The following is a 26,093-nucleotide window of genomic DNA, read 5'->3' on the forward strand; positions in this document are numbered from 1 at the left end:
CCTTGTCTGGGGGGACGGGTCAGCCCTTGACCGCGCCGGCGAGGGCCGACGGACCACCGAGGCCGCGCTGCACGAGGACGTACAGGCCGAGGACGGGAAGGGAGTAGACGATCGAGTACGCGGCGAGCTGGCCGTACGCCACGGCTCCGAACGACCCGAAGAAGTTGAAGATGCTGACGGCGGCCGGCTGGTAGTCGGGGCTGAGCAGCAGCACGAAGGGCACGAAGAAGTTCCCCCACGCCTGGATGAACGTGAAGATGAACACCACCGCGATGCCGGGGCGCATGAGCGGGAGCACGATCTGCACGAGCGTGCGCATCGAACCCGCGCCGTCCATCCACGCGGCGTGCTCGAGCTCGACGGGCACGCCGTCCATGAAGTTCTTCATCATCCAGATCGCGATGGGCAGCGCGCTGGCGGTGAGGAACAGGATCGTCCCGCCGACCGAGTCGATGAGGTTCAGCTGCACGAACAGGCTGTAGACGGGCACCATGATCGCCGTGATCGGCAGGCACGTGCCGAACAGCACCGCGTAGAGGAAGGGCTTTCCGACGCGCATCTTGTAGCGCGACAGCGGGTACGCCGCCAGCGACGCGAGCACGACCGTCGCGATCGCGGTGCCACCGGCGAGCATCACGCTGTTCCACAGCGGCAGGAACAGCAGGTCGGGCTTCATCACGGCGGCGAAGTTGTCGAGGGTGACGACCTCGGGCATCTTGATCGCCAGCGTCGGCTGCGCGTCGAGCGAGGCGGTGACCAGCCAGATGAGCGGCACCACGAACAGGATGGCGACGACGATCAGCAGCGTGTTCGAGATCCAGCTCAGCACGCGGGTGCGGGGCGACGACAGGGACGCCTTCGTGCGCTTCGGGGCTCGGGCGGCGGCCCGGCTGCGGCCCGACACCTCGGGGAGTGTGGCGGTGGTCATGACGAGACCTCCTCGCGCAGGGCGCGGACGTAGAAGAAGGAGAAGACCGCACCGATGAGCAGCATGATCGTCGCGATCGCCGTGCCGTAGCCCAGCTCGCCGAACTTCAGACCCTGCTGGTAAGCGAGGATCGGCAGCGTCGTGCTCTTGTTGCCCGGACCACCGCCGGTCATGACGAAGATCAGGGTGAAGACCGAGAGGGTCTGCAGGGTGACGATCATCGAGTTGGTGCCGATGGTCGAACGGATCATCGGGATCGTGATGAAGAAGAGGCGCTTGATGCCGCTGGCACCGTCGACCTCGGCGGCCTCGGTGATCTCGGGCGGGACGTCGGCGAGGGCGGCCGAGTAGACCATCATCGAGAACGCCGTACCGCGCCAGATGTTGGCGAAGATGATCATGAGCACCGGCATCGTGAACAGCCAGCTCACCGGCTCCGCACCGAAGATCGCGAGGATGCCGTTGAGCGTGCCGTTGTCACGGAAGAACGCGTACGCGGCGAACGCGGCGACGATCTCGGGCAGCACCCACGCCGTCACGACGATCGTGCCGACCACGGCGGTGACGACCCGGTTCGCCGAGCGCATCATGAGCGCCAGAGCGAGGCCGAGCACGTTCTGACCGATCACGGCGGAGAAGAACACGAACACGATCGTGTTGATCACCGAGACCGGGAAGTCGGGGGCCTGGAAGAGCTGGGTGTAGTTGTCGAATCCGATGAACTGCGAGTCCACCGCCGTCGAGCCCGAGAGGGTGGCGTTGGTGAGGGAGCCCCACAGCGACACCAGGATGGGGCCGAGCAGGAACACCGCGAGCAGCAGGGCTGCCGGCAGAAGGGGGAGCGCCCGGGCCGACGACCGGAGGCCGCGCGTCTTCACGCGCGACCCCCGGCCGGTTCCGGTCGCCCCGGGGGAAGCCAGGGCGGTCACGATCAGCCCTGCTGGGTGTTCTCTTCGCCGACGATGCCGATGACGGCCTGGTCGTAGGCGGCGGCGGCGTCATCGACGCTGGACTGGCCCGTCATGACGGCCTCCATGGCGACCTGGATCTGGTTGGAGATCTTGTCGTAGTCCTCGGTGGCGGGGCGGAAGTGGGTGGTGTCGACGAAGCTCGAGAAGGTTTTGAAGCTCGGGTTCGCGTCGAGGTACTCGCTCGACTCGGCGACGTCGGCACGCACGGCGATCTGGCTGTTGTCGATGCCGTACGCGGTGGCGTTGTCCTTGTTCACCGCGGTCGAGAGGAAGTCCCACGCGGCGTCGGCGTTCTTGGTGTTCTTGCCGATCGCGAGGGTCCAGCCGCCCGACATGCTCGTGGAGCCGGGAGCCTGACCGTCCTGGGTCGGCATGGCGGCGATGCCGAGGGCGTCGCTCCACTCCGGCCACGCGGCCGAGCCGCCCTCGACCCACGCGGCCGACTGCCACGAGCCGTCGAGCGCCATGGCGAGCTTGCCCGACGGCAGCCAATCGGCCGTCACGCTGGTGAAGATGTTGGGGTCGAGCGCCTGCTGCAGCGACGGGCCGAGGCCGCCCTGGTAGACGTCGGAGACGAACTGCAGCGAGTCCTTGAAGCCCTGGCTGCCGACGACCCACTTCTTGGCGTCGGTGTCGTAGAGGGTGTCCTCGGTGCCGTAGAGCAGCATCTCGAGGCCCTGCATGGACGCGGCCTCACCGGCGGTCTTGCCGGAGTAGACGTTGAGGGGGATGACGTCGGGGTTCGACGACTTGACCTTCTCGGCGGCCGAGAGCACGTCGTCCCAGGTCTTCGGCTGCCACGGTACGGGGATACCGGCGGCGGTGAAGACGGCCTTGTTGTACCAGAGGCCGCGGGTGTCGGTGCCGAGCGAGACGCCGTAGGTCTTGCCGTCGGGGCCGAGGCCGGCCTGCTTGGCGCCCTCGGCGAACTGCGACCAGTCCTCCCACTTCGCGAGGTAGTCGTCAAGGGGCAGCAGGTAGCCGGCGGCCGCGTCGGACTGGATCTTGAACGTGTCTTCGTACTGCACGTCGGGGGCGGTGCTGGCCGACTTGTTCATCAGCGCGAGCTTCGTGTAGTAGTCGGCGCCCTCGGCCTGGATCGGAACGAGCTCGACCGTCATGCCCTCGTGCGCGGCCTCGTACTGCGTCTTGGCGTTCTCCATCAACGTCTGCATCGAGTTGAAGGTCGCCGTGGTCTGGTACGCCACGCGGATGGTGTTCGCGTCGCCCGCGTCGCCGCTGCCGCCGGAGCAGCCGGCCAGGGCCACGGTCAGGGCGGTCGCGGTCAGAAGACCGCCCGCCATCGTCAGTTTCTTCATGGAAGCTCCCTTGCTCGGGTGGAGACACCGCGTCGCCAGAACCTTTTATAAATCAAATGGACTAACTCGGCAAGTCGCGCGGCCACCGGCGACGTAACGATCAGGACACGGCGCGCTATGACCCGCCGGATTACGGGTCAGATCGCGATCATCATGCGCGCCGGGCGAGCCGCGAAGGCCCCGTCGAGCATGAGGCAGGCGGCGCCGACGGCCGCGACGTCGAGGCCCACGCTCGAGGCGCGGACGACGATCGCCCGCGTCGACGTCGACACCGGGTCGGTCGCCACGCGGGTCGCGACCGTGTCGTGCAGCACCTCGGCCAGACGCTCCCAGACGGGACCCCCCAGCACCACCTCGTCGACGTCGAGCAGGTTGTTCGTCACGACCAGCGCGCGCGCGATCCGCTCCCCCGTGCGCTGCAGCACCGCGACGGCGGGAGCGTGCCCGTCGCGTGCTTCGCACACAAGACGGTCGAGATCGGGGCGCGTGTCGTCGGCGGAGACCGCGTCGTAGCCCGCCTCGGCCAACAGCACGCGCGGCTCGATCGACACCCCGAGGCACCCGCGCGACCCGCACGCGCAGGGCGGTCCGTCGGGATCGACGACCACGTGCGCGATGCCGCCGGCGTTGCCGGTGCGTCCGCGCACCGGAGCGCCCGAGATGGCGACTCCCAGGCCGACTCCGGCGCCGTAGTACAGGAACATCGCGTCGCTCAGCACGTCGGAGCGGTCGAACCACATCTCGCCGATCATGGCCGCGGTGACGTCCTTCTCGACGACGACGGGAAGCCCGGTCACCGCCCCGAGATCCTCGCGGACGTGGACGTTGTGCCACTGCGGAAGCAGGGGCGGGTCGAGCAGCCGGCCCCCGCGCGCGTCGAAGGGGCCCGGGGCCGCGACGCCGACGCCGAGCACGCGTTCCCGCGGGATGCCGGCGCGCTCGACGATCGCGTCGACGGCGGCGCCCACGGCCTCCACGAGCTCAGCGGCATCGGCGTGCGGCAGACGCGGGATCTCGTCGTGCGCGATCACCTCGCCGGCCATGTCGACGACCACGATCGTGTCGACGACGGGGTCGAGGTGCACCCCGACCGCGAAACGCGAGCGCGGCTGCAGCTTGAGCAGGGTGCGGGGCTTTCCCGGTCCCGAGATGACCTTGCCGGCCTCGACGATGAGTCCCTCGTCGGCGAGACGGCGCGTCACGTTGCTGAGCGTCTGGGCACTCAGCCCCGTGCGTGCCGAGAGCTCCACGCGACTGAGCCCCTCGGGCGAGCGGCGGATGAGGTCGAGCACCAGCGTCTGGTTGTACTCGCCCACGGCGGGCAGGTTGGATCCCGTACGCATGGCCCCCGCCTCCGCTCGTCGGTCCGCGGCGCGGGCCCTGCGCCTCAGATTACGCCCGCGCGGGGATCGACCCCACGCGGCGCAGCGACACCGTGGGCGGTCAGGACTGCAGCGCCAGCGCCGCCGCACCGAGCAGCGGACCGTCACCGTCGAGACCCGAACCCACCACGCGGCACCGGCGGGCGTAGGCGTGCAGCGACGCCGCGTGGGCTGCGGCGCGCACCTGATCGACGTAGTCGGGAGCGACCTGGGAGAACCCGCCGGCGATGGCCACCGCCTCGAAGTCGCAGAGCGTCGCCGCCGCCGCGATCGCCTGCCCGACCGCGGTCGCCGAGCGGCTCACGGCCGCGATCGCGATCGCGTCTCCCGCGGCGTGCGAGGCCGCCAGGTCGAGTCCCGTCTCGCCCGTCCAGCCCTGGGTGCGCGCCCACGCGACGGTGCCGGGCCCGGCGGCGGCGGCCTCGAGGGTGGAGGCCACGACGTCATCGCCCTCGATCGTGCGCACGAACGTCTGACCGAGGTGCCCCGCGTTGCCGCTCGCACCCGTGACGGGGTGACCTCCCAGAACGAAGCCCCCGCCGACCCCGGTCGACACGACGATGGCCATCGCGTCGTCGCACCCGACCAGGGCGCCGCGCCAATGCTCGGCGAGCGCGATGCACGTGCCGTCGAGGGCGAGGTGCAGGGGGCCGTCGACGAGGCCGGCCAAGACCTCGTCGATCGGAAGGCCCGCCGCCAGCGGCAGATTCAGCGGCGAGACCGAGCGCGACGGCAGGTCGACGGGACCGGCGCTGCCCACCCCGATCGCCCCGACGGAGGCCCCGGGGACCGCGGCGAGCGCCTCTTCGGCGGCCGCGCGCACGTTGCTCGCGATGGTCGCGCGATCGTTCTCGCGGCCGGTCGGACGGCGGGTCACGCTCTCGCGCACCACCTCGCCCGAGACCGACACGAGGGCCGCATCGACCTTGGTACCGCCGATGTCGACGGCGAGCACGTGGGTGAAAACGGGCAGGGACGGGGTGGCATCGGACATGCGCGGCTCCTCGGGTGGATCAACGCTCCCCGATCCTAGGGGCCGGTGCATCGACCGAGTGACGCCTGGGCACCCGCTGGTTTCGGGCCCCGGTGTCCGCGGCCCGGGTTACGATCAGGTCACGGTGGCCACGACGCGCCTCCGCCCGCGACCCAAGGGATGCCATGGACGAGACGGTCATGCCCGATGCGGCCTCACGGATGCGCCGCTCCGACACCGCCCCCGCACGGCCCGGGATCGACGAGCCGCTCACCGCGGCGACGTTCGCCCGTCTGACCGGGGAGATCGTCGCATCCATCTCGCGCGTCATCGACGGCAAGCAGGATGCCGTGCGGAGTGCCCTGATCGCGCTGCTGGCCGAGGGCCACCTGCTCATCGAAGACGTGCCGGGCGTGGGTAAGACCATGCTCGCGCGGGCGCTGGCCGCGACCGTCGACGCCGACGTCCGTCGCATCCAGTTCACCCCCGACCTGCTGCCCGGCGACATCACGGGCGTGTCGGTGTTCAACCCGGTCCAGCGGCAGTTCGAATTCACCCCCGGCGCGGTGTTCGCCCACATCGTCATCGCCGACGAGATCAACCGCTCCTCCCCCAAGACGCAGTCGTCGCTGCTCGAGGCGATGGAGGAGCGCCAGGTGACCGTCGACGGGCGCACGCACGTGCTCCCCTCGCCGTTCCTGGTCGTCGCGACCCAGAACCCCCTCGAGATGGAGGGCACGTACGCCCTTCCCGAGGCGCAGCGCGACCGCTTCCTGCTGCGCATCTCGATGGGCTACCCCGATGCCGCGGCCGAGGCGCTCATGCTGCGCCAGCGCGACACGGTCAATCCGCTCGACGCCCTGACGCCCGCCGTCACGGCCAAACAGGTGACCGCGATGATCGCGTGGGCACGCGGTGTTCACCTCGCCCCCGCGCTCGAGGAGTACGTCGTGGCGCTCGCGCAGGCCACCCGCAGCCACCCCGACATCCGTCTGGGCGCCAGCCCGCGCGCGACCCTGCAGCTCGTGCGCGCGGCGAAGGTGCGCGCGGCCCTCGACGGGCGCTCGTACGTCATTCCCGACGACCTCACCGCGCTGCTGTCGCCCGTCTTCGCCCACCGCCTCATCGCCAATCGCTCAGCGGCCGGTGGGCGTGCCGGAGCCGCGGTGGTCGCCGAGGCGCTCGATCGGATCGCCGCCAGCGTGCGCGTGCCGCTCGCCCCGCGACCGTGAGCCCCGCGTGAGTCGACTCTGGCCCTTCACCCTGCGAGGCACGGGGGCGCTGGTGGTGGCGGTGACGTCGTTCGTGGTGGCGCGGCAAGCCGGCATCCCCGAACTGATGTACTTCGGCACGCTGCTCGTCGCGCTGCTCGCGGGTTCGGCCGTCGTGCTGCTGCTGACCCGCGGCGCGGGCGAGGTGACCCGCGCGGTCTCACCCGATGTGCCCGAGGTCGGCGCTCGGGCCGAGGTGGTCGTGCGCGCGGGTCTGCGCAGCGCCCTCCCCGCGTCGGCCGGGCGATGGAGCGACGTCGTTCCCGCCGGCCTCGCGGGACGCGCCCGGGGCAGCTTCCCCGCCGCCGCCGCGGTGGAGCTGCGTTACGACGTCGTCGGCGCGGCGCGCGGCATCCATTCGCTCGGACCGCTCGAGGTGACCACGACCGATCCGTTCGGGGTGATCCGGCGACGCCTGCGCCTGGGCCGCCCGACCCCCGTCACCGTCGCCCCGGCCGTGATCGACCTCGCCGCCCTCCCCTCGGCTGCGGGCGAGGCCGGGGGAACACGGCAGACCGCCGCGCTGCAGCTGGGGCAAGGGGCCGACAACCTCGTCGCCCGTCCCTACGCGCCCGGCGATTCGATGCGCCGCATCCACTGGCGCGCCACCGCGCACCGCGACATGCTCATGGTGCGCCAGGAGGAGCAGGAGTCCAGCCCCGCGGCGACCGTCGTCCTCGACCGCGCCGTCTCGCGCTGGTCGTCGGCCGCCGCGCTTGCCCCCGCGAGCGACCCCGCGTTCGAGACGGCGGTGAGCGCCTGCGTCTCGGTTCTCGCGCGTCTCGTGCACGAGGGGTACACGGTCGACGTCGTCGACAGCGACGGCACCCTGCTGGTCGACCCCGTCGAGGGCGGCGACGACGTCGAGGCGCGCGCCGCCGCGGCGATGTTCGCCACGCTCACGGCGCGGCCCGACGACGAGTCGCGGCGCGTGCTGCCCGCCTCGGCCGCCGCCCTGCTCGGACCGCTCGTGGTCGTCACGGGCTCGTTGACCCCCGACGACCGCGCGGGCCTCGGATCGACCGCTCCGCGATCGTCTCTCGCGGTGCTGCTCGCGGTGGCCGAGCACACCGAGCTCGACGCCCTACGGCACGCCGGCTGGCGCGCGAGCACCCTGCGACCCCGCGGCGACATCGCCGAGAGCTGGGACGCAGCGATGGAACAGGGGTACGCCCGTGTCGACCGGTGATGTGACGGTGCTGCGCTCCCCGCGGCGCCGACGCGATGCGACACTGCTCAGCATCGGATTGTTCGTCGCCCTCGCCGCGGCGATGCTGCCGGCGTTCTCGGTCATCGCGCCGGGCTCGTGGGTGGCGGGCGCCGCCGGTCTTTCGGCGGCGGTCCTCGCGGCGGGTCTCGGCGTGCGGCTCGCGCGTCTGCCGGCCCTCGCGGCCAGCCTCGTCGAGGTCGTCGTCTGGGTGGTGCTGCTGACGGCGATGTTCGGGCGTCCGACCGCGCTGCTCGGGCTGATCCCGACGCCGGCCACCGTGGCATCCGTTCCCGGACTGCTCGACGCCGCGGCGGAGGAGATCCGCGTCGGCGTGGCCCCGGTGTCGGCCGCCACCGGGCTGAGCTTCCTCTTGGTCGCCGCCTTCGGGGCCCTGGCGATCGTGCTCGATCACGTCGTCCTGACGGCGCGCATGCCCCTGCTCGCGGGCGTGGGACTGGTCGCCGTGTCGCTCATCCCGACGATCGCGATCCCCTCCGACGTCGACGTCTGGAGCTTCGTCGTGCTGGCCGCGGCTCTGCTCTTCCTGCTGCGCATCGACACCCGCGCGCGGGTGCAGGCCGATCCCGTCGCGCGTCGCCCGAGGACTCCGCGCCGTGTCGGCGCGTCGGCGACGGCCCTCGGCGTCGCCGCCGTCGCGGTCATCGTGGCCGTCGTCGCCACCCCCCTGCTGCCCCAGCCCGGCCTGCGCTTCGCCTCGGGCGGCACGGGCGGGGTGGGAACGACCATCAACCCCAACCTCGAACTCGGCAACGACCTGCGTCAGCCGCGCGACGTCGACGTGCTGAGCGTGCGCACGACCGCGCCGTCGGCGCCCTACCTGCGCGCGGTGACCCTGTCGAGCTTCGACGGCTCGGTGTGGCAGCCCGACAGCTCCGACACCGTGCCCGTGCGCGACGACGCACCCGTGTTCGACCCGCTCGTCGTCGACGGCGAGATCGCGGTGGCCGACTGGACCACCGACATCGACGTCGACCAGCTCGACAGCCCCTGGTTGCCGGTGCCCTACCCGGCCTCCACGGTGACGGGTCTGCAGGGCGACTGGCTCGGGATGCCGCAGAACCGCACCGTCGTCTCACGCTCCGGCTCCACGCGCGATCAGGTGTACGAGGTGCAGTCGACCGTCGCGCGTCCCACCCTCGAGCAGATCCGCGCGCGGCCGGTCGGCGGCGGCAACCTCGGCGACGCGGTGCGCACGCTCCCGGCGAACGTGCCCGCCATCATCGGCGACACCGCGCGAGAGGTCACGGCGGGCACGCAGAACCCGTACGACGCGCTGATCGCCCTGCAGACCTGGTTCCGCAGCAGCGAGTTCCGCTATTCGCTCGACGCCCCGGTCGACTCGGGCTTCGACGGAGCGGGGCTCGACGCCGTGGCCGATTTCCTGCAGGTGCGCGCGGGGTACTGCGTGCACTACGCCTCGGCGTTCGCCGTGATGGCGCGCACGCTCGACATGCCGTCGCGCATCGTGGTGGGCTACCTCCCGGGTTCGGCGACCGGGACCCCCTCGGACGGACGGACGACCTTCGTCGTCAGCTCCAGCCAGCTGCACGCGTGGCCCGAGGTGTACTTCGAGGGCATCGGATGGGTGCCGTTCGAACCGACGAACAGCCTCGGCGTGCCGACGAACTTCGCCTCGTCGTCGCCCAACGGGGCGTCCAACGCCCCCGCCACGCCGCAGCAGGATGCCGCCACCCCCGGCGCCCAGCCGTCGACGGCGCCCTCGCAGGACGGACGCGTCGATGTCGGCGACCAGGACGGCGTCGGCACCGGCGCCGGCGCGGGCCGGGGTGCCGCCTGGGTGCCGGCGGCGCTCGCCGGTCTGCTGGTCGTGCTGCTCGCGGCCACCCCCGCCGTGGTGCGCCTCGTCGTGCGTCGCCGACGTCTGCACGCCGCGCGCGCGGGCGACGCCGTCGCCGCGTGGACCGCCCTGCGCGAAGACGCCGTCGACCTCGGCATCCCCTCGCCCGCCGCCGAGTCGCCCCGCGCGTTCGCGGCGCGGCTGATCGCCGACCACGGCGCTGATGCCGACGCCCTCGATCTGCTGCGCGCGGCGCTGGAGCAGGTCAGCTACGCCGGAGACGCGATAGACCCCTCCGCCGGAGCGGGCCTCGCCGACGCCGTCGACCGGACGCGCGTCACGCTCGCCGCCGCGGCCTCTCGTCCCCGGCGCCTCGGCGCGCGACTCGCGCCGCGTTCGCTGCTCGTGCGCCCGGGTGCGGCGTCCGCGGAGCGCGAACCCGTCGGACGGTAGGGGGCGGGACCGGTCGCGCGTCGAGTCCAAGCTCTGCTCGGAGTCGGCGTCGCGGTCCGCCGGGGAAAGCGAAGAGCGCCGCCCCGGTGAGGGACGACGCTCTTCGTTCGGCGGAAGTGACAGGATTTGAACCTGCGAGGCGAGTTACCCCGCCTACATGGATTCCAGCCATGCTCCTTAGGCCGCTCGGACACACTTCCAACGGGAAAGCTTACACGGCGAGCGCCGCCGACCCCGCCATCGCTCCGTGAGTGCGCGTCAGATCCAGGTGGCGAAGTCGGCCTTGCGGATCATGCAATGCACGCCCTTCACGGCGTCGACGACCTGGGAGATCTCGAAGTCGGCGGCCGCCGAGAGGTACGCCATGGCGATGGAGCGGGGCACGTCGAATCTGGTGTTCAGGAACGCGATGGCGTTGCGGACCGCCCGCTGCGTCGCCACGTCGAGGTCGGGGTCCATTCCGGTGGGGATCCAGTGCGTCGGCGTCTCGAGGAACGGCACGTCGACGCCGCCGACGGTGCTCGCCAGCAGATTCGCCGGCAGGACGGTGAGCCGGAGAGTGGCGCGCAACGACGCTTCGAGCGCGGTGAGGGCCACCTCGCCGTTGCCCTGGGCGAAGTGCGGATCCCCGGTGTAGAAGCCCGCACCGTCGACCTGCACCGGGAGGTACAGCGTGGTGCCGACGACGGCGTGCTTCACGTCGATGTTCCCGCCGTGCCGTCCGGGTGGGACCGAGGGAACGGGGTCGTCGGTGTCGACGGCCACCCCCATGAGCCCCAGGAAGGGCGCCAGGTCGAAGGGGAGGGTGCGCCCCTTCCCGGCGTCCAGCACGCCCTGGGCGGGTGACCCGTCGGCCCCGCGGACCCGACAGAAGTGCGAGATGGTCCCCGGGGCGGTGATCGTGTCGTCGTCGTGGCGCCACCCGTCGGGTTCGGGGTACTCGTCCACGAGGGATCCGTAGCCGTGTCGACTGCTCACGAAGCCGTAGGGCACGCGCGGTGCCAGATCGAGGATGTCGATCTTCAAGAGATCGCCGGGTCTCGCGCCATCCACGTGGATGGGCCCGGTGACCACATGGGGACCGTCGTCGGGGCCGTTCGCGATGGAGCTGCCGGCGATGGCGACGACGTCGTCGAGAACGGCTGCGCGGTCGACGCCGAACTGAGCGAGGTAACGCAGGGGGTCGCGACCCTGGTCGTCGAGGATCCCCTCGTGGCTGACGGTGTCGATGGTGATCGACTGCCCGGATCCGAGGGAGGCGACCGGTGCGGTGGCCCGATTGGCGAGCCACCCCCAGCTGACCGTGTCGGGGTCGGATGCGAGATAGCGGTCGCCCCGGATCGCGCCGGTGTGCGGCTGCAGGATGTGAGCGCTCATGTGCCCTCCGTGCGGTGTGCGGCATCGTCGGGGAGTCCGACGATGAGGTCGATCTCGACGAGGGCGTCGACGGCGAGTCCGGTGACGCCGACGCAGGTACGGCTCGGCCTGGGGGCGGAGAACCATCGTTCGTACTCTTCGTTCATGGCGGCGAAGTCCCCGAAATCGGTGAGGTAGACCCGCACCATCAGGGCGTCGTCGAGCGAGGCGCCGAACGGCTGGAGCACCGCCTGCAAGTTGCGCATCACCTGGCGGGTCTGCTCGACGACCCCGCCGGCGATCAGCGCACCGGTGGCGGGATCGGTGGGCATCTGCCCCGTGACGAAGAGCTGGTCGCCCCACCGGGTGGCGTGCGAGAACGGTCCGACGGGCGGCGGTGCGCCGGTGCCAGGGTCGAAGGTGAATCTCTGGAGCTGGGTCATACTTCTGCCTCTGTCATCGTGCGCACGAAGCGCTTGGTGGCCTCTTCTCGAGGCGCGGTCAGGAGGGTGCGGGCGGGGCCTTCTTCCACGACCACTCCCCCGGCCATGAACACGGCGCGGTCGGCGACCTCGCGGGCGAAGCCGAGCTGATGGGTGGCGATGATCATGGTCAGCCCGTGGTGGTGTGCGAGGCCACGGATCACCGCGAGCACCTCGATCACCAGTTCCGGATCCAGGGCGCTGGTGGGCTCGTCCAGCAGCAGCACGCGCGGGTCCATCGCGATCGCGCGCGCGATGCCCACGCGCTGCTGCTGTCCTCCCGACAGTCGGCGGGGAAGGTCGTCGGCGCGCCCCAACATCCCCACCCGGCGGAGCAGTTCCTCCGCCCTCTCGGCGGAGTCCGTCTTCGACGTTCCTCGCACCCACTGCAGCGGTCGGGCGATGTTGGCCCGAGCGGTGAGGTGGGCGAAGAGGTTGAACTGCTGGAACACCATTCCGATGCCGACCGTCCGGCGCTGCGCGGCGAGCGCGCGCTCCCCGAGCCGCTTGCCGGCGGCATCGAAGCCGATCCGTGCGTCGCCGATCTGGATGAGCCCGCCGTCGTACGGTTCCAGCGCGCTGATCGCCCGTAGCAGTGTGCTCTTGCCGGAACCGCTCGGGCCCAGCAGTGCCACGACCTCTCCCTCTCGCACCTCGAGCGAGACCGAGCGCAGCACCGTCGTGTCTCCGTACGACTTCTCCACGCCCTCGAGGCGCACGAGCACCTCACCGGCTGGGCGAGTTTCGGTGGTCAACGCATCGGCGACCTCCGCTTGCAGCTCACGGGCCTTCTGCTCGGAGAGCGGCTCGATCGGAGTCGGCGCGGCCTTTCGGCCGCGCCGACCACCGAACATGCGCCCGAGCAGCGACCGACGGTGCGTGCGATCGAGGTCGAGCACGTCTTCCAGCAGCAGCTGCACCCCCGTGAGCACCCCCGTCAGAAGCAGATACATCACGCCGGTGGCGAAGTAGATCGAGAAGTAGTCGAACGTCGCCGAGGCGAGCTGCTGCGTGCGCAACGTCAGCTCCGGCACGGCGATCACCGAGGCCAGGGCCGAGTTCTTCATCGTCGCGACGGCCTCGTTCCCCAGCGCGGGCACCATCGAGCGCACGGCCTGCGGCCAGACGACCGATCGCAGGACCCGGGTCGGGGCGAGCCCCAGGGAGCGACCCGCGGCCGTCTGCCCCGGGTCCACACCACGGATGGCGCTGCGGATGATCTCCGCGATGAACGTGGCCTCGTTCAAAGCCAGTGCGACACCGCCCGCCAGGATCGGCGGGAGCGAGATCCCCGCGTGCGGCAGCGCCGTGAAGACGAACACCAGCTGCAGGATCAGCGGGGTGCCGCGGAAGATCACGACGTAGGCCCGGGCGATGCCGCGGACCACCCGGAAGGGTGTCAGCTGCATGGCAGCCAAGACCCCTCCGAGCAGCAGACCACCGACGAACCCCAGAGCGGTGAGCTGGGCGGTGAAGGAGATGCCCTGCCAGAGGTACGGCAAGGTCAGATATCGCAGGAACTCGTCCATGGTTCTCGATCTCTGCTCGTGGAAGGCTGCGTGCTCAGTCGGCGCTCAGGATGGTCGGCTCCGCGACCGCGTTGGCATCCAGCTGCCACTTCGTCGCGAACTCCGCCTGCAGACCCGACCCCTGGATCTCGGTCAGCGCTCCCACCACGGCGTCGCGGAAGTCGGTGTTGCCCGCGGGCACACCGATGCCGATGGTGTAGTCGAGCATCACGGTGTCGGCCGACGCGAGCTCGTCGGGGTGCTCGGCGATGTACCGGTTCACCGTGTTCACGTCGTTCATGTAGGCGTCGGCCCGGCCCGCGAGGATCGCCTGGACACAGTCCGCGCTGCTGTCGAACAGGCTCAGGGTCGGGGCGTCCAGCCCCGCGGCCTCGCAGTCGGGACCGACCGCCTCGACCAGCGGCACCTCGACGTAGCCCTTGTTCAAGGCCACGGTCAGGCCGCACAGCGAGGTGTCGATGCCCGTGATGCTCTTGGGGTTGCCCGAGGCCACGAGGACCCCGTCGTACACCTTGGAGTAGTTCACGAAGTCGACTCCGCCCGCGGCGCGCTCCTTCGTGGCGTACAGGTTGGAGATGATCCAGTCCGCGCGACCGCTCGCCACCGTCGGGACCAGCTCGGCGAAGCCCACCGGAACGTAATCGACGGTGAAGCCGAGGCACGCGGCGATGGCGTTGCCCAGGTCGATGTCGAAACCCTGGTACTCGTCGGGGTTCTCGGGATTGACGGTCTCGTAGCCGGGCGTGAACGGGTTGATGGCGTTCGTCTGGGTGGTGCCGACCAGATCCGGGTGCGCGTCACGCAGGCTCGCGCAGGCCGCCGAGTCGGCGACGGCGCTGAAGTCGGTCGCGTTCGCGGGAGCCGCGGAGTCTCCGGAGGAACCGGGGGAAGAGGAGGCGCCACCGGAACAACCGGTGAGGGCGAGGAGCGCGACGGCGGTGAACACGAGGGCGGGACGACGCAAGGACATGGCGAGCCTTTCGGGAGGTCAGCGGCAGGATGCAATTGGTTGGATGGTTGGACCACTGACGTTAGGGGCATCCTCGACGTCGTCCCGTCGTCGTAACAGGAACTTCACGAGTGGTGATCGTCCCGAAATATCTCGACGATTACGGCGGGCCCCTAGGATGAATCACCAGGAAAGGCGAAGTGTGGACCCCGTCGTAGTACCCCCCGCTCCGCAACGCGTGGAGTCCGTCGCCGTGAATCTGGCCGCGCACCTCGAGCACCTCATCGTCACCGGTCATCTCGAGGCAGGCTCGCGCCTCCCCGCGGAAAGAGCACTCGCCACCACTTTGTCGGTGTCTCGAACGACACTGCGAGAAGCGATGTACGAGCTCGAGGCAAAGGGCCTCATCGAGCGCACGCGCGGTCGCGGCACCATTGTTCTCGACACCGACCACCGCCCCCAGTTCGGTGCATTGATTTCGGCGCGCAGCACCCAGCAATCACACGCCGCCGAGTTGCGAGCCACCATCGAGCCGCCGATCGCCGCCCTCGCCGCGCAACGGGCGACCCGGGCGAACCTGGTACAACTGCGGGACGCCCTGGAACGAAGCCACAGCGGACTGACGCCTTCGGAATCGTTGAGACTCGACATCGAGTTCCATCAGCTCGTCGCCCACGCCGCCCGCAATCCACTGCTCTCCACACTGCAGGAGCTGGCCGCAGAATGGGTGTCCGGCGTGCGCCAGCAATCGCACATCACGAGCGAATCACGGCGCACATCGCACGAGGGGCACGAGGCAATTTATGCGGCCATCGCCGCGCGCGATCCCGAACTCGCCAAAGCCGCCATGGAAAAGCACCTGCGAATGGTCGAGCACATGATCGCGACGGCCGATCCGACCGACGTCGCGCAGCCCGGCGACGTGCGGCGCAGCCGCACCGACGCACCGGCCCCCACCGACTGACACCGGGACCCTGTCCCCGCGAGGGCATGACCGGTACGGCATCCACCGCTACCGCGGCACGGGCACGACACCCCGGAACTCAGCGCCCGAGGCGCTCATCCAGCCCCGTACGCACCGCCGGCCACTCCGCACGGAGGATCGAGAAGTACAGCGTGTCACCGATGGAGCCGTCGGGTGCGATGCGGTGGTGACGGAGCAGACCCTCCCGGGTGGCGCCGAGCCTCTCGATCGCTCGCGCGCTGCGTTCATTGCGTGCATCGCAGCGCAGCGCGACACGGTTCACGCCCCACCCGTCGAAGGCGTGCGCGAGCAGCAACCGCTTCGCGGCGGGGTTGGTGGCACCGCCCTGAAACGCCCGGCCGTACCAGGTGGTGCCGATCTCGACCCGGGACTGAGACGGCGCGTAGTCGTAGAGCGTCGTGGAGCCGCGGACCTCGCCGGTCGCGGCATCCCGAACCGTGAAGGCGAAGAGTCCCGGTGCCGCCCGCTGCTCCTCGACGCGCGCGGCATAGGCCGGCACGGACTCGGGCCATGGCGTGGTCATCCGGGCCCAGAGGTCGGCGTCGGTGAGGGGCCAGGCCGCGGCGGCGTCGTCGGGGTGGGCCGGGGTGAGCCGCACGCCGAACCCCGTCAACTCGATGTCGTGGACGGTCATCGCGCGGCCAGTTGGGCGACGAACTCGTCGGCCGCGTCGAGTTGGCGGCGGAGTGTCTCGCGCCTCTCCATGGCCTCGGTCCGGATGGCCTCGAGACGCTCGCCGAGGGCGGCGTCATCGGGCCGGTCGGCGAGGCCGTCGACCACCGAGAGCAACTCCCCCATTTGCTCGAGCGAATAGCCCAACGGTTTCATCCGGCGGATCAGCAGCAGGCGCGACTCGTCGTCGGGCGTGTAGAGGCGGAAGCCGCCGTCGCTGCGGGCGGAGGGCACGAGGAGCCCGATCTCGTCGTAGTGGCGCAGCGTGCGGATCGACAGGCCCGTCCGCTCCGCGAGCTCGCCGATCTGCATCGGTCGCGCGTCGCTCATGGCATCCCCGATCCCGCAACCCTCTCGTTACGGTAGAGTGTGTTCGGTCGCGATCGCGACCCCCTCATTCTCCCCGCTCATCGGCGGGATCCCTCCGCCGCGTCCCCCGGGAGCATCTCCATGACCGACGTCTTCGCGCGTCCGCGCCCCGAGCCGACCGTGCTGCAGGCACTCCGCTCGCCCCGCCTGCTCACCCGCGAGGTGCTGGCCGGCCTCGTGGTGGCGATCGCCCTCATCCCCGAGGCGATCGCCTTCTCGATCATCGCCGGGGTCGATCCGCGCCTCGGACTGTTCTCTTCGTTCGTGATGGCCGTGGCCATCGCGTTCCTGGGCGGTCGCCCGGCCATGATCTCGGCCGCGACCGGCGCGATCGCCCTCGTCATCGCCCCCGTCGCCCGCGAGCACGGCGTCGACTACCTGCTCGCCACGGTGATCCTCGGCGGCATCCTGCAGGTGATCCTCGGCCTCCTCGGCGTCGCCAAACTCATGCGCTACATCCCCCGCAGCGTCATGGTGGGCTTCGTCAACGCGCTCGCGATCCTCATCTTCACGGCGCAGGTGCCGCAGCTGATCGGCGTGCCCTGGGCGGTGTATCCGATCGCCGTGGCGGGGCTGCTGATCATGTACCTGCTGCCGCGACTGACCAAGGCCGTGCCCGCGCCGCTCGTGGCCATCGTGCTGCTCACCGGCGCTGCCGTGGTGTTCGGCATCTCGGTGCCGACCGTCGGCGACCAGGGCGCGCTGCCCGAGAGCCTGCCGTCGCTGCTGCTGCCGAACGTGCCGCTGAACGGCGAGACGCTCGCGATCATCCTGCCGTTCGCCGTGGCCATGGCGATCGTCGGGCTGCTCGAATCGCTGATGACCGCCGCCCTCGTAGACGACATCACCGACACCCCCTCGTCGAAGACGCGCGAGTCACTCGGTCAGGGCGCGGCCAACGTGCTGTCGGGCCTGTTCGGGGGCATGGGCGGCTGCGCGATGATCGGCCAGACGATGATCAACGTCAAGGCGTCGGGCGCGCGCACGCGCATCTCGACCTTCCTGGCCGGCGTCTTCCTGCTGCTGCTGGTGCTCGTGTTCGGCGACGTCGTCGCGATCATTCCGATGGCGGTGCTCGTGGCCGTGATGATCGTCGTCTCGGTCGCCACGTTCGACTGGCACAGCATCCGCCCCTCGACCCTGCGCCGGATGCCGGTGAGCGAAACGGTCGTGATGGTGTCGACCGTCGCGATCACGGTGTGGACGCACAACCTCGCCATCGGTGTGGGCGTGGGCGTGATCGCCGCGGCCGTGCTCTTCGCCCGCCGGGTCGCGAGCCTGACGACGGTGACCCGCGAGGTCGACGGCGAGGTGGCGCGCTACACCGTCGAGGGTGAGCTGTTCTTCGCCTCGAGCAACGACCTGACGACGAAGTTCGCCTACCACCACGACCCGGCGCACGTGGTCATCGACCTGTCGCGCTCGCACGTGTGGGACGCCTCGACGGTGGCAGCCCTCGACGCCGTTCAGACCAAGTACGCGCACCTGGGCACGACCGTCGAACTCCAGGGCATGAACACCGCCGCCGCCCGATTCCACGGGCGCCTCACCGGTGGGCTCGGCGCCGGGCACTGACACCGGCTGCGCTCCGGGGCCGCGCCATGCGGGCTGGGCGGGGCCGGCTGCGCGGGGCCCCTCTACGCGGGTGGGGGCCAGGCCGACGGCGTGCGGAGCGGAGGAGATGCGACGCAGGGAGGATGCCAGGACGAGAAACGTCCTCCCCTCATCCCACGCCCTCCGCTGGGCACCGGAACAGGCCGACGCCGGGGCGACACCGCCACCGCAACACGCCGGCTGCGCGAGGCCGTGACCACCGACGGCGCGCCGCGGAGCCGGCCCGGATCGCCAACGGCGTGCGGAGCGGAGGAGCTGCGACGCAGGGAGGATGCCAGGACGAGAAACGTCCTCCCCTCGTCCCACGCGCTCCGCTGGGCACCGCGACGCGCCGACGCGCGCGCGGGTCAGCTGCGCAGCGTCGTCGACGGCGTCTCGCCGAACTCGCCGCGGTACATCGCCGCGAAACGGCCGAGGTTCGAAAACCCCCAACGTGCGGCGACGGCGGCGACGGTGTCGACCGACGGATCGGCGCTGCGCAGCTCCGCGCGCGCGGCGTCGAGCCGCACGCGGCGCAGGTACTGCATGGGCGTGCGCCCGGTCGCGGCACGGAAGGCGTACTGCAGCCCCCGCGGCGACAGTCGAGCCGCCGTGGCGATGTCGGCCAGCACCACGGGCTCTGCGGCGTGGGCTTCGACGTAGGCCTTCGCCCGGCGGACGGGAGCGGGGAGCGGGCGGGCCGGACGCCCGGCGGCGAGGACCTCGGTCAACGTGGTCGGAAAGGTCAGCAGCGACGCCTCGAGCATGAGCGTGCGCGCCTGCTTCTCGACGAGCGGCGAGCGTTCCTGCGAGCGCAGCAGCACGTCGCGGGCGTACTCCCAGGTGCGCGACCAGTAGCGCAGACGCTGCTCGCTGACGGGGGCGTAGCCGGTCGGCCGCACGCGCAGCGTGTCATCGCCCGACAGACGCCGGGCGGCCTCGTCGAACTCCGATCGCGCGAACGACACGCCGGCCCCGGCGATGCGCCCACTGAACGCGATCTCGAGCGGACGGTCGACGACCATGAACGGCACCGCGGTGTCGATGCGCTCCCGCCGATACGTTCCCGCGACCCGCGGCCCCGCGATACGGCCGACGACCACGTGATCGAGCGGGTCGGACTCGACGAGCATGGTCGACCCGATCGTGTAGTCGAAGAAACCGAACCCCGGTTCCGTCGCGGCATGCCAGGACAGACCGGGCTGGATCACCTCCGCGCGCGAGATGCGCGCGCCCGGGACGACCGACTGCCACAACTGCTCCACCGTCTCGGCGTCGCGGGTCTCGATGTTCGTATGCTCCACGAGGTCTTCCTAAATTGTCCGAAGTCGTGCGGCAAGACCATTGCGCTCCGTGGCAAGGATCGATATGGGACCGCTCTCACGCGCGCTCCGCGGGCGTCCGTGCACGAACCTGGATGCCCCCCATCCACGTTCCAGCGTACTGGGGCAATTCATAGCAAGCAGCCACAGCGCCGTCGGCCGCCGCGCGCGCACCTCCGGCCGGGGCGCGCAACCCGTCTCACATCGCATTGACCGCCACCGCCGTGCTCGGGAAGATTTGGGACGCAGCTCCTTCGGGGTGCGGCATCCGGCGTCCCCCGTTCCCCGGCGCGACGGTCGGATCGTCTCGGTACGGCGCTCGTGACCCCGCACCGAGACGGCCCACCCCGCGCGGGAGCCCCGGCACGGACATAATGGAGGCAGCCGCCGCCGGGTGTGCCGATACCCGAGGGGATGCCGATGCCTTTTCGCACGATGAGCACGCTCCAGGAGTGGGTCGACGACTTCCGGGCGCTCGGGTTCGACGACGCGGAGATCCTGCGCGTCATCCCGCAGGATGGCGAAGACGGCGCCGACGCCGGCCTCGTCGCCGCGCAGCTGCGCAGCGTCTCGACGACCTTCTACGTGGCGCCGAGCAGCGAGGTCGGATCGACCGACTGGGCCGTCACCTTCGAACCTCGAGAAGACGCGGCTCCGCTGCCCGCCGGTCGGGTCATGGCGTTGTCCGGCGAGCTGGCCACCCTGGCGGCACTGTGCTCGTTCCTGCAGGCCCGGTCCGAGGCGTTCCTCGCGCGAGCCTGACACCCTCGCCTCCACCGCGGTGTGGAGGTCGAGCGGTCACGCCTCAGCGTGGCGACTCAGCGCTCGTCCGCTATCGCCACCGTCGCGATGAGGTGCTGCAGCAGCGACGCCGCCGCAGCCGCGCGCTCCGCATCCAGGCCGGCGATCGCCGCCTCGATGCCGTCGTCGAAAGCGCGCAGCGCGTTCCACGGGGGGCTGTCGAGATCGACCGTCGCCGTGATGTGGTTGACCCGCCGATCGTCCTCGTCGAGATCGCGGCGAACGGCGCCACGCTGGACGAGACGGTCGATGAGGGTGGTCACACCGGCCGAGGTGATCCCCAGGTGATCGCGCACGTGGGAGGGACGCGCGCCGGGGTTGTCGGCGACGAACACGAGCGCGCGGGCGTCGAGCTCGTTAAGCGCGAGTTCGCGGCGGGCGGCGGCGGCGGCGACGCGCCGAGCCTCGCCGTATGCGAGCAGGGCGCGCCCCAGGTCGGACCCCGGCGAGGGGGACGACGAAGAATCGGAAGACGTCTGCACGACCCCCGATCGTAGCGACTCCATCCCAGAGGCCGTCTCGTCGCGACGCGGAGGAGCCGGATGATGCCCTCGTCTCCTCCGCCTCGAGCCGGGCCCGTCGTCTGGACCCGCGGCGTTGCCCCGCATGCGCAGCAGGGCGGCGCTGTCAAGGGCGGGCCCCGCCGCTCGCCGCCGGTCTATGACGGAGGAAGGACAGTTCCGTCGGGAGACGGGAGCGAGGAGAAGACCATGATCTACGGACAACACGGCGCACAGGACGACGCCCAGCACGCGGGCTCGGTGTGGAGCATCGCGATGTCGACCGCGATGGGCAACGGCATCGTGCCGAGGGCGGCCGAGGACCGACGGGGGACGCGTCCGGCCCCGCGCTGGCCTTGGTCGCGCACCCGCACGATCGTCGAGCCGATGGTGGTCGCGCCCCGCGCCTGAACCACCGCCCCTTCCGCCGACGCGTCGGCTCCCGCCCCCGGGAGCCGGCGCGTCGGCCTGTGTCCGGGCGTTCATACGATGGTTTCCACGGCGTAACCCGCCGCACCGGGCCCACCCTTCAGCATGGGACGACCGCATCCGCGGTGATCGGCGACAGCACCGCCACGAGCGGTGCTCCTCCCCCGGAAGGCCCCTCGATGATTCGACCCCTGCGCGTGCTGTCGTTGTACGAGGGCTTCTTCGCCGGGGGCGCACGGATTCTGCATTCCGACGTCATCGCGGGTCTCGCCGCCGGCGGTGCGCAGCACCACCGGGTGCTCTCGCTCACCTCCGCCGCCCGTCGCGACGCGTCGCTGCAGCTCGCCCGCGACGACACGCGCTATCGCCGTCTGCGCCGCGCCGGGGTGCGCATCGACGCCCTCGACCGCATCGCGGGCGATCACCCGGTGCACCCCGAAGACTTCACCCGGCCCGAACTCGAGCGGGCGGCCCATCTCTTCGCCGACGCCGACGTCGTGCTCTCACTGAAAGAGCAGCCGCTCAGCCTCGTGGTGGCCCTCGATCGCGCCGGGCTCCTGCCCGCACGGCCGGTGGCGGCGTGCCTGCACCGCTCCGATCCCACGCATTCGGGGCCGGCGCTGGGGTGGTTGCGCGATGCCGGGGCCTCCGGCGCCGTGTCGGCCACGATCGCCTGCGCCTCGTCGACGTCGACCGCCTACGCCCGCGCCGGCGTCGTCACCGAGCAGGCGTGGGTCATCGACAACGGCATCGACACCCGTCGTTTCCGCCCGGGCACCCGGGCCGAGCGTCACCGCATCCGCGAGGGTCTCGGCATCCCGGAGTCCGCCCCCGTCGTGCTGCTGGCGGCACGCTTCGACGCCATGAAAGACCCGGGGCTGTTCCTCGCGGCGGTGGCGCGCCATGCGGCGCACTCCCCCGGCGCCCACTACGTCATGTGCGGTTCGGGCATGACCCGCGACAATCCCCTGTTCACCGCCCTGCTCGCCGAGAACGGCATCGACGGCGCGGTGGCGCTGCACGCCCTGGGACTGCGCGAAGACATGCCGCAGCTGTATCGCGCGGCCGACATCGTGGCCCTCACCAGCGCCTTCGGCGAAGCCTCGCCCCTCTGCCTGGCCGAGGGAGCGGCATCCGGAGCCGTCCCCGTGACCACCGACGTCGGCGACGCCGCCCGGATGGTCGCGGGCTTCGGCCTCGTCACGCCCCGCGACGCCGCCGCGATCGCCGCCGCCTGGGACGACGCGCTGGGTCGCCGCAGCGAGCTGCGCCGCGCCGCCCTCGCCGCGCGCACGCGCATCGACCGCAAGCGCATGGTCGACGATTACCGCGGTGCGATCTCGAGCCTGCTGCTGCCGAGCGTCCTGGCCGCCTGACCCTCGGCGCGGGGTGAGAGCACCGTCCCCCTGTGGCACGGGACCGACGGATTTCGCCCCACGCGCGGGTGGCGAGAAACAGACCGGGCGCGCACGAGATGGACGTCCTCCGCGACACCCGGATACGGTGGCGAGTCATGGGGCGACTGAGCATCGACGATGCTTCGGTGCCGAGGCGACCCCTCGGCGGCGGTTGGGGCGTCGTGGCGGCGTTGATCGTGCAGGCGGTGTGTGTTTCTCTGGCCTTCGCGCTCGGGGCGGCCGGGGGTTGGGCGTGGTCCTGGATGCTTTTTCTCGCCGTCCCCGCCGTCAACGTCGTCGTCTACGGGATGGGAAGTCGGCGCGCTCCGTGACGTCTCGGCTCACGCGAGGCCGCGCGTCACCATAGACGCCGCACCGACACCGCGCTATCCCCGCCGCCGGTGCTCCGATCCGTGTCTACAGTGGGGCATGACCGCGCGCATCCTCTCGATCGGCACGGCCCTGCCCGAGACCCGCGTCGAGCAATCGGCCCTGCGCGACCTCTTCGCCGCGCAGCCCGGGTTCGACCGCAAGGGCCAACGCCTGGTGGGTGCGGCCTTCGATGCCGCCGCCATCGACACCCGCCACGTCGTGCTGCCGCAGCTCGCCGGCGGCACCGGGGGCGGGCTCGGCGTCCGCGACGGCGACACGCTGCTCATGCCGTCCACGGGAGCCCGCAACGCGGAGTACCGCCGCACCGCACCCGCCCTGTTCGCCGAGGCGTCGCGCGCCGCGATCGAGGGTTCGGGGCGGACGCCGGATGCCATCACGCACGTCGTGACCGTCTCGTGCACCGGCATGTTCGCGCCGGGTCCCGACTACCACCTCGTGCGCGACCTCGGCCTGCCGACCTCGGCCGAGCGGTACCACCTCGGTTTCATCGGATGCGCGGCCGCGATCCCCGCGCTGCGGCTCGCGGCGCGGATCGTGACCGCCGACCCCGACGCCGTCGTACTCGTGGCGTGCGCCGAGCTGTGCTCGCTGCACTGGCAGACCTCGTCGCACCCCGACCAGATCGTCGCCGCCTCGGTGTTCGCCGACGGCGCGGCGGCCGCGGTCGTGGCATCCGGAGACTCATCGCACCCCGGTCTCGACCTCGACGACTTCGCCACCCACGTCACCGACGAGGGCGAGAAGGACATGGCCTGGACGGTGGGCGACTCCGGATTCGAGATGACCCTCACCCCCGAGGTGCCGCGCATCATCGGGCGCGAGATCGCCGGCATCGCCGCCGACGTGCTGGGCGACCTCAGCGACGTCGACGCGTGGGCCGTGCATCCCGGCGGCCGCAGCATCCTCGACCGCGTCGAGAGCGCTCTCGCCCTGGATGCCGCCGCCCTGGCGCCCTCGCGGGAGGTGCTGCGCGCCCACGGCAACATGTCGAGTGCGACCCTGCTGTTCATCCTGCGCGACCTGCTGGCCGACGTCGCGCACCCCGACGGGGAGCGGATCGCCGCGCTGGCCTTCGGCCCCGGCCTGACGGTCGAGGCGGCGCGTCTGACGCTGCGCCGCCCGTGAGCGCCGCGCGAGGCCCCGCAACCAGCGACGGAGCCACCGGCCTCTGGCGCAGCCTCGCCCGACGCGATGCGGCGCTCACCGAACTGATGGACGACCCCGACTGCGACCCGCGCGCCCTGGCGGCGACGTATCGGCGGTTCGACGTCGTGAACCGCCTGGTCTCGGCCTGGGGGCACGTGTACCGCACGCGCGTCCGCCCGCAGTTGCAGGCGCTCGGCCGCCCCGCCCGCGCGCTCGACCTGGGGTGCGGCGGCGGCGACGTCGCCGTCCGTCTGGCGGGCCTGGCCGCGCGCGACGGGTTCGACGTCGAGTGGACCGGCGCCGATCCCGACCCCCGCGCCATCGCCTCGGCCCGCGCGCGCGAACGACCGGGCGTGCGGTTCGTGGCCCAGGACTCGGGCGCCCTGCGCGCCGCGGGCGAACGCTACGACCTGGTCGTGTCGAACCACGTGCTGCACCACCTCGACGCCGCGGCCCTGGCGACGTTCGCCGAGGACTCGCTCGCCCTCTCGAGCGGTCGGGTGCTGCACGCCGACATCGCCCGCGGCCGACTGGCCTACGCCCTGTACGCCGCGGGGATCGCCCCGCTGTCGGCCGGCACGTTCCTGCGCGTCGACGGACTGCGCTCGATCCGACGCAGCTATCGCGCCCCCGAGCTGGCCGCCGCGCTCGGAACACCCTGGCGGGTCGAGACGCCGGCGCCCTTCCGTGTTCTCGCCGTGGCCGAGGGGCGGGCGGAGCGTGCCTGAGGTGCTGGTGGTCGGAGCCGGACCCGTCGGCCTCGCGCTGGCGGCCGACCTGCGGGTGGGCGGGGTCGACGTCGAGATCGTCGAGAAGCGCGCCGGCACCGGATCCGGGTCACGGGCCATCGGCATCCACTCCCCCGCTCTCGCCCTCCTCGAGGCGTCGGGCGCGACCGAGGCCCTGCTGGCGCGCGCCGAGAGGATCGTCCGCGGCGAGGCGCGGGCCGACGGCCGGCTGCTCGCGGCGATCCGCTTCGATCGCCTGCGGGCGCGTCATCCCTACGTCGCCGCACTCCCCCAGGCCGACACGATGGAGGTGCTGACCGGCCTCGCGCCGCGCGTGCGTCGGGGGGTCGCGATCACCGCCGTGCACGACGACGGCCCGGGCGTACGCGTGAGCGCCACCGGTCCGCACGGCGACGAGGAGATCCGCGCCCGCGTCGTCGTCGTGGCCTCGGGATGGGCGGGCCGCGACCTCGTGTACCGCCCCGGCGCCGTTCGGACGCACCACTACCCCGACCGCTACGTCATGGCCGACGTCGTCGCTCCCGGCGGCCCGATCGCCCGGGTGCACCTGGAACGCCAGGGCGTGCTGGAATCGTTCCCGCTGCCCGGCGGACGCCGCCGGCTGGTGGCGTGGGCGGGCACCGACGAGGTGGCGGATGCCGCCGGCACCCTCGCGCGGGCCGTCGCCGAGCGCGCGGGGCTCGAGGTCGACATCGCCGACGCGACGACGTTCCGCGTGCGGCGCGCCGTGGCCCCGGCGCTGCGGCGCGGACGCGTCGTGGTGGTCGGCGACGCCGCCCACGAGGTGAGCCCCATCGGCGGTCAGGGGATGAATCTCGGACTGCTCGACGCCCTCACGCTGGCCCCGCTGCTGCCCGGGTGGGTGCGGACGGGCGAGGCGGTCGGCCTCGGACGATGGGAGACCGACCGTCTGGCCTCGGCGCGGCACGCGGCGCGCTTGGCGTGGCTCAACACGATGCTCGGGCGAGCCACGGGCCCGCTCGCCCACCCCCTGCGCACCGGGGCGCTGCGCACCATGCTGCGGGGGGCGGGGGGCGCGCTGTTCACGCGCGCGTACGCCATGCGACTGGATCGCGCCGCCCGCGACTGACGAGC

At 71.6% G+C, this 26,093-nt stretch carries 25 protein-coding genes and 1 tRNA gene; 12 read left to right on the forward strand and 14 right to left on the reverse strand.

Annotated features, from left to right (window positions below; translation table 11 throughout):
- Positions 1–19: 19 nt before the first annotated feature.
- The 5 genes from IFU19_RS12620 to IFU19_RS12640 all read right to left on the reverse strand — a co-directional run bounded on the left by IFU19_RS12620 (position 20) and on the right by IFU19_RS12640 (position 5,594).
- Positions 20–928, reverse strand: coding sequence for a carbohydrate ABC transporter permease (locus tag IFU19_RS12620; protein ID WP_235561623.1), 909 nt, complete (start codon positions 926–928; stop codon positions 20–22).
- Entirely contained in the window at positions 925–1,857 is a 933-nt protein-coding gene (locus IFU19_RS12625) for a carbohydrate ABC transporter permease (protein ID WP_055838512.1), read from the reverse strand. The genes IFU19_RS12620 and IFU19_RS12625 overlap by 4 nt, the downstream gene beginning before the upstream one ends.
- 2 nt (positions 1,858–1,859) lie before the next feature.
- Entirely contained in the window at positions 1,860–3,218 is a 1,359-nt protein-coding gene (locus IFU19_RS12630) for an extracellular solute-binding protein (RefSeq protein WP_055838514.1), read from the reverse strand.
- 137 nt (positions 3,219–3,355) lie between these two features.
- Entirely contained in the window at positions 3,356–4,561 is a 1,206-nt protein-coding gene (locus IFU19_RS12635; protein WP_192014210.1) for an ROK family transcriptional regulator, read from the reverse strand.
- A 100-nt stretch (positions 4,562–4,661) separates the two neighbouring features.
- On the reverse strand, positions 4,662–5,594 hold the full coding sequence (locus IFU19_RS12640; RefSeq protein WP_192014212.1) for an ROK family protein: 933 nt from the start codon (positions 5,592–5,594) through the stop codon (positions 4,662–4,664).
- Positions 5,595–5,794: 200 nt separating this feature from the next.
- On the opposite strand from IFU19_RS12640, the gene IFU19_RS12645 reads away from it, so the two are divergent.
- From IFU19_RS12645 to IFU19_RS12655, 3 genes are read left to right on the forward strand one after another with little or no spacing between them, the layout of a single operon-like run.
- A complete protein-coding gene (locus IFU19_RS12645; RefSeq protein WP_192211974.1) occupies positions 5,795–6,805 on the forward strand; it encodes an AAA family ATPase in 1,011 nt (336 codons plus the stop codon).
- A gap of 7 nt (positions 6,806–6,812) precedes the next feature.
- Complete coding sequence (locus tag IFU19_RS12650; protein ID WP_192014214.1) at positions 6,813–8,033, forward strand: DUF58 domain-containing protein; 1,221 nt, start codon at positions 6,813–6,815, stop codon at positions 8,031–8,033.
- Positions 8,020–10,326 carry a transglutaminase TgpA family protein gene (locus tag IFU19_RS12655; protein ID WP_235561624.1) on the forward strand — a complete coding sequence of 769 codons (2,307 nt, stop codon included), beginning with the start codon at positions 8,020–8,022 and terminating at the stop codon, positions 10,324–10,326. The genes IFU19_RS12650 and IFU19_RS12655 overlap by 14 nt, the downstream gene beginning before the upstream one ends.
- 111 nt (positions 10,327–10,437) lie before the next feature.
- Here IFU19_RS12655 and IFU19_RS12660 read toward each other — a convergent pair.
- From IFU19_RS12660 to IFU19_RS12680, 5 genes are all read right to left on the reverse strand, one after another.
- A tRNA-Ser gene (locus IFU19_RS12660) sits at positions 10,438–10,526 on the reverse strand.
- Positions 10,527–10,584: 58 nt separating this feature from the next.
- Entirely contained in the window at positions 10,585–11,703 is a 1,119-nt protein-coding gene (locus IFU19_RS12665) for an acetamidase/formamidase family protein (RefSeq protein WP_192014216.1), read from the reverse strand.
- Positions 11,700–12,125: a RidA family protein gene (locus IFU19_RS12670; RefSeq protein WP_192014218.1), complete on the reverse strand. Its 426-nt coding sequence runs from the start codon at positions 12,123–12,125 to the stop codon at positions 11,700–11,702. The genes IFU19_RS12665 and IFU19_RS12670 overlap by 4 nt, the downstream gene beginning before the upstream one ends.
- Positions 12,122–13,693 carry an amino acid ABC transporter permease/ATP-binding protein gene (locus tag IFU19_RS12675; protein WP_192014220.1) on the reverse strand — a complete coding sequence of 524 codons (1,572 nt, stop codon included), beginning with the start codon at positions 13,691–13,693 and terminating at the stop codon, positions 12,122–12,124. Before IFU19_RS12675 ends, IFU19_RS12670 begins: the two co-directional genes overlap by 4 nt.
- 34 nt (positions 13,694–13,727) lie before the next feature.
- A complete protein-coding gene (locus tag IFU19_RS12680) occupies positions 13,728–14,663 on the reverse strand; it encodes an ABC transporter substrate-binding protein (RefSeq protein WP_192014222.1) in 936 nt (311 codons plus the stop codon).
- Between the two features lie 217 nt (positions 14,664–14,880).
- Between IFU19_RS12680 and IFU19_RS12685 the strand changes: the two genes are divergently transcribed.
- Positions 14,881–15,606 (forward strand): FCD domain-containing protein, encoded by a 726-nt coding sequence (locus IFU19_RS12685; RefSeq protein ID WP_199858749.1) that lies wholly within the window; start codon positions 14,881–14,883, stop codon positions 15,604–15,606.
- 79 nt (positions 15,607–15,685) lie between these two features.
- Here IFU19_RS12685 and IFU19_RS12690 read toward each other — a convergent pair whose 3' ends face one another.
- Both IFU19_RS12690 and IFU19_RS12695 read right to left on the reverse strand, forming a co-directional pair.
- Positions 15,686–16,261: a GNAT family N-acetyltransferase gene (locus IFU19_RS12690; protein ID WP_192014226.1), complete on the reverse strand. Its 576-nt coding sequence runs from the start codon at positions 16,259–16,261 to the stop codon at positions 15,686–15,688.
- Positions 16,258–16,629 carry a MerR family transcriptional regulator gene (locus IFU19_RS12695; protein ID WP_070409470.1) on the reverse strand — a complete coding sequence of 124 codons (372 nt, stop codon included), beginning with the start codon at positions 16,627–16,629 and terminating at the stop codon, positions 16,258–16,260. Before IFU19_RS12695 ends, IFU19_RS12690 begins: the two co-directional genes overlap by 4 nt.
- Positions 16,630–16,749: 120 nt before the next feature.
- Between IFU19_RS12695 and IFU19_RS12700 the strand changes: the two genes are divergently transcribed.
- Complete coding sequence (locus tag IFU19_RS12700; RefSeq protein WP_192014228.1) at positions 16,750–18,243, forward strand: SulP family inorganic anion transporter; 1,494 nt, start codon at positions 16,750–16,752, stop codon at positions 18,241–18,243.
- A 386-nt stretch (positions 18,244–18,629) separates the two neighbouring features.
- On the opposite strand, the gene IFU19_RS17070 is transcribed toward IFU19_RS12700, so the two are convergent.
- Positions 18,630–19,565, reverse strand: coding sequence for a helix-turn-helix domain-containing protein (locus IFU19_RS17070; RefSeq protein ID WP_199858750.1), 936 nt, complete (start codon positions 19,563–19,565; stop codon positions 18,630–18,632).
- Between the two features lie 438 nt (positions 19,566–20,003).
- Between IFU19_RS17070 and IFU19_RS12710 the strand changes: the two genes are divergently transcribed.
- On the forward strand, positions 20,004–20,345 hold the full coding sequence (locus IFU19_RS12710; RefSeq protein ID WP_070410021.1) for a hypothetical protein: 342 nt from the start codon (positions 20,004–20,006) through the stop codon (positions 20,343–20,345).
- Between the two features lie 56 nt (positions 20,346–20,401).
- Here the strand turns inward: IFU19_RS12710 and IFU19_RS12715 are convergent, their stop codons facing one another.
- Positions 20,402–20,866, reverse strand: coding sequence for a MarR family transcriptional regulator (locus tag IFU19_RS12715; RefSeq protein WP_192014230.1), 465 nt, complete (start codon positions 20,864–20,866; stop codon positions 20,402–20,404).
- A 228-nt stretch (positions 20,867–21,094) separates the two neighbouring features.
- Here IFU19_RS12715 and IFU19_RS12720 point away from each other — a divergent pair, with 228 nt between their 5' ends.
- From IFU19_RS12720 to IFU19_RS12745, 6 genes are all read left to right on the forward strand, one after another.
- Positions 21,095–21,295 (forward strand): hypothetical protein, encoded by a 201-nt coding sequence (locus IFU19_RS12720; protein ID WP_055938459.1) that lies wholly within the window; start codon positions 21,095–21,097, stop codon positions 21,293–21,295.
- A 197-nt stretch (positions 21,296–21,492) separates the two neighbouring features.
- The gene (locus tag IFU19_RS12725) at positions 21,493–22,689 is read left to right on the forward strand and encodes a glycosyltransferase (RefSeq protein WP_192014232.1); all 1,197 of its coding nucleotides are present in this window, start codon (positions 21,493–21,495) and stop codon (positions 22,687–22,689) included.
- A 137-nt stretch (positions 22,690–22,826) separates the two neighbouring features.
- On the forward strand, positions 22,827–23,042 hold the full coding sequence (locus tag IFU19_RS12730; protein ID WP_199858752.1) for a hypothetical protein: 216 nt from the start codon (positions 22,827–22,829) through the stop codon (positions 23,040–23,042).
- Positions 23,043–23,139: 97 nt separating this feature from the next.
- A complete protein-coding gene (locus IFU19_RS12735) occupies positions 23,140–24,228 on the forward strand; it encodes a type III polyketide synthase (protein ID WP_192014234.1) in 1,089 nt (362 codons plus the stop codon).
- A gap of 86 nt (positions 24,229–24,314) precedes the next feature.
- Positions 24,315–24,977, forward strand: coding sequence for a methyltransferase domain-containing protein (locus IFU19_RS12740; protein WP_192211977.1), 663 nt, complete (start codon positions 24,315–24,317; stop codon positions 24,975–24,977).
- Entirely contained in the window at positions 24,970–26,088 is a 1,119-nt protein-coding gene (locus IFU19_RS12745) for an FAD-dependent monooxygenase (RefSeq protein WP_192014236.1), read from the forward strand. Before IFU19_RS12740 ends, IFU19_RS12745 begins: the two co-directional genes overlap by 8 nt.
- The last annotated feature ends 5 nt before the right edge of the window (positions 26,089–26,093 follow it).

Source organism: Microbacterium sp. CFBP 8794, from assembly GCF_014841235.1.
In the GTDB taxonomy this organism is placed as follows: domain Bacteria; phylum Actinomycetota; class Actinomycetes; order Actinomycetales; family Microbacteriaceae; genus Microbacterium.

What these genes read in the sequence shown, in the direction of transcription:
- IFU19_RS12620 (WP_235561623.1), bottom strand. Translation starts at nt 928, where the DNA reads ATGACCACCGCCACACTCCCCGAGGTGTCGGGCCGCAGCCGGGCCGCC.
- IFU19_RS12630 (WP_055838514.1), bottom strand. Translation starts at nt 3,218, where the DNA reads ATGAAGAAACTGACGATGGCGGGCGGTCTTCTGACCGCGACCGCCCTG.
- IFU19_RS12635 (WP_192014210.1), bottom strand. Translation starts at nt 4,561, where the DNA reads ATGCGTACGGGATCCAACCTGCCCGCCGTGGGCGAGTACAACCAGACG.
- IFU19_RS12640 (WP_192014212.1), bottom strand. Translation starts at nt 5,594, where the DNA reads ATGTCCGATGCCACCCCGTCCCTGCCCGTTTTCACCCACGTGCTCGCC.
- IFU19_RS12645 (WP_192211974.1), top strand. Translation starts at nt 5,795, where the DNA reads ATGCGCCGCTCCGACACCGCCCCCGCACGGCCCGGGATCGACGAGCCG.
- IFU19_RS12665 (WP_192014216.1), bottom strand. Translation starts at nt 11,703, where the DNA reads ATGAGCGCTCACATCCTGCAGCCGCACACCGGCGCGATCCGGGGCGAC.
- IFU19_RS12670 (WP_192014218.1), bottom strand. Translation starts at nt 12,125, where the DNA reads ATGACCCAGCTCCAGAGATTCACCTTCGACCCTGGCACCGGCGCACCG.
- IFU19_RS12675 (WP_192014220.1), bottom strand. Translation starts at nt 13,693, where the DNA reads ATGGACGAGTTCCTGCGATATCTGACCTTGCCGTACCTCTGGCAGGGC.
- IFU19_RS12680 (WP_192014222.1), bottom strand. Translation starts at nt 14,663, where the DNA reads ATGTCCTTGCGTCGTCCCGCCCTCGTGTTCACCGCCGTCGCGCTCCTC.
- IFU19_RS12690 (WP_192014226.1), bottom strand. Translation starts at nt 16,261, where the DNA reads ATGACCGTCCACGACATCGAGTTGACGGGGTTCGGCGTGCGGCTCACC.
- IFU19_RS12695 (WP_070409470.1), bottom strand. Translation starts at nt 16,629, where the DNA reads ATGAGCGACGCGCGACCGATGCAGATCGGCGAGCTCGCGGAGCGGACG.
- IFU19_RS12700 (WP_192014228.1), top strand. Translation starts at nt 16,750, where the DNA reads ATGACCGACGTCTTCGCGCGTCCGCGCCCCGAGCCGACCGTGCTGCAG.
- IFU19_RS12710 (WP_070410021.1), top strand. Translation starts at nt 20,004, where the DNA reads ATGCCTTTTCGCACGATGAGCACGCTCCAGGAGTGGGTCGACGACTTC.
- IFU19_RS12720 (WP_055938459.1), top strand. Translation starts at nt 21,095, where the DNA reads ATGATCTACGGACAACACGGCGCACAGGACGACGCCCAGCACGCGGGC.
- IFU19_RS12725 (WP_192014232.1), top strand. Translation starts at nt 21,493, where the DNA reads ATGATTCGACCCCTGCGCGTGCTGTCGTTGTACGAGGGCTTCTTCGCC.
- IFU19_RS12730 (WP_199858752.1), top strand. Translation starts at nt 22,827, where the DNA reads ATGGGGCGACTGAGCATCGACGATGCTTCGGTGCCGAGGCGACCCCTC.
- IFU19_RS12735 (WP_192014234.1), top strand. Translation starts at nt 23,140, where the DNA reads ATGACCGCGCGCATCCTCTCGATCGGCACGGCCCTGCCCGAGACCCGC.
- IFU19_RS12740 (WP_192211977.1), top strand. Translation starts at nt 24,315, where the DNA reads ATGGACGACCCCGACTGCGACCCGCGCGCCCTGGCGGCGACGTATCGG.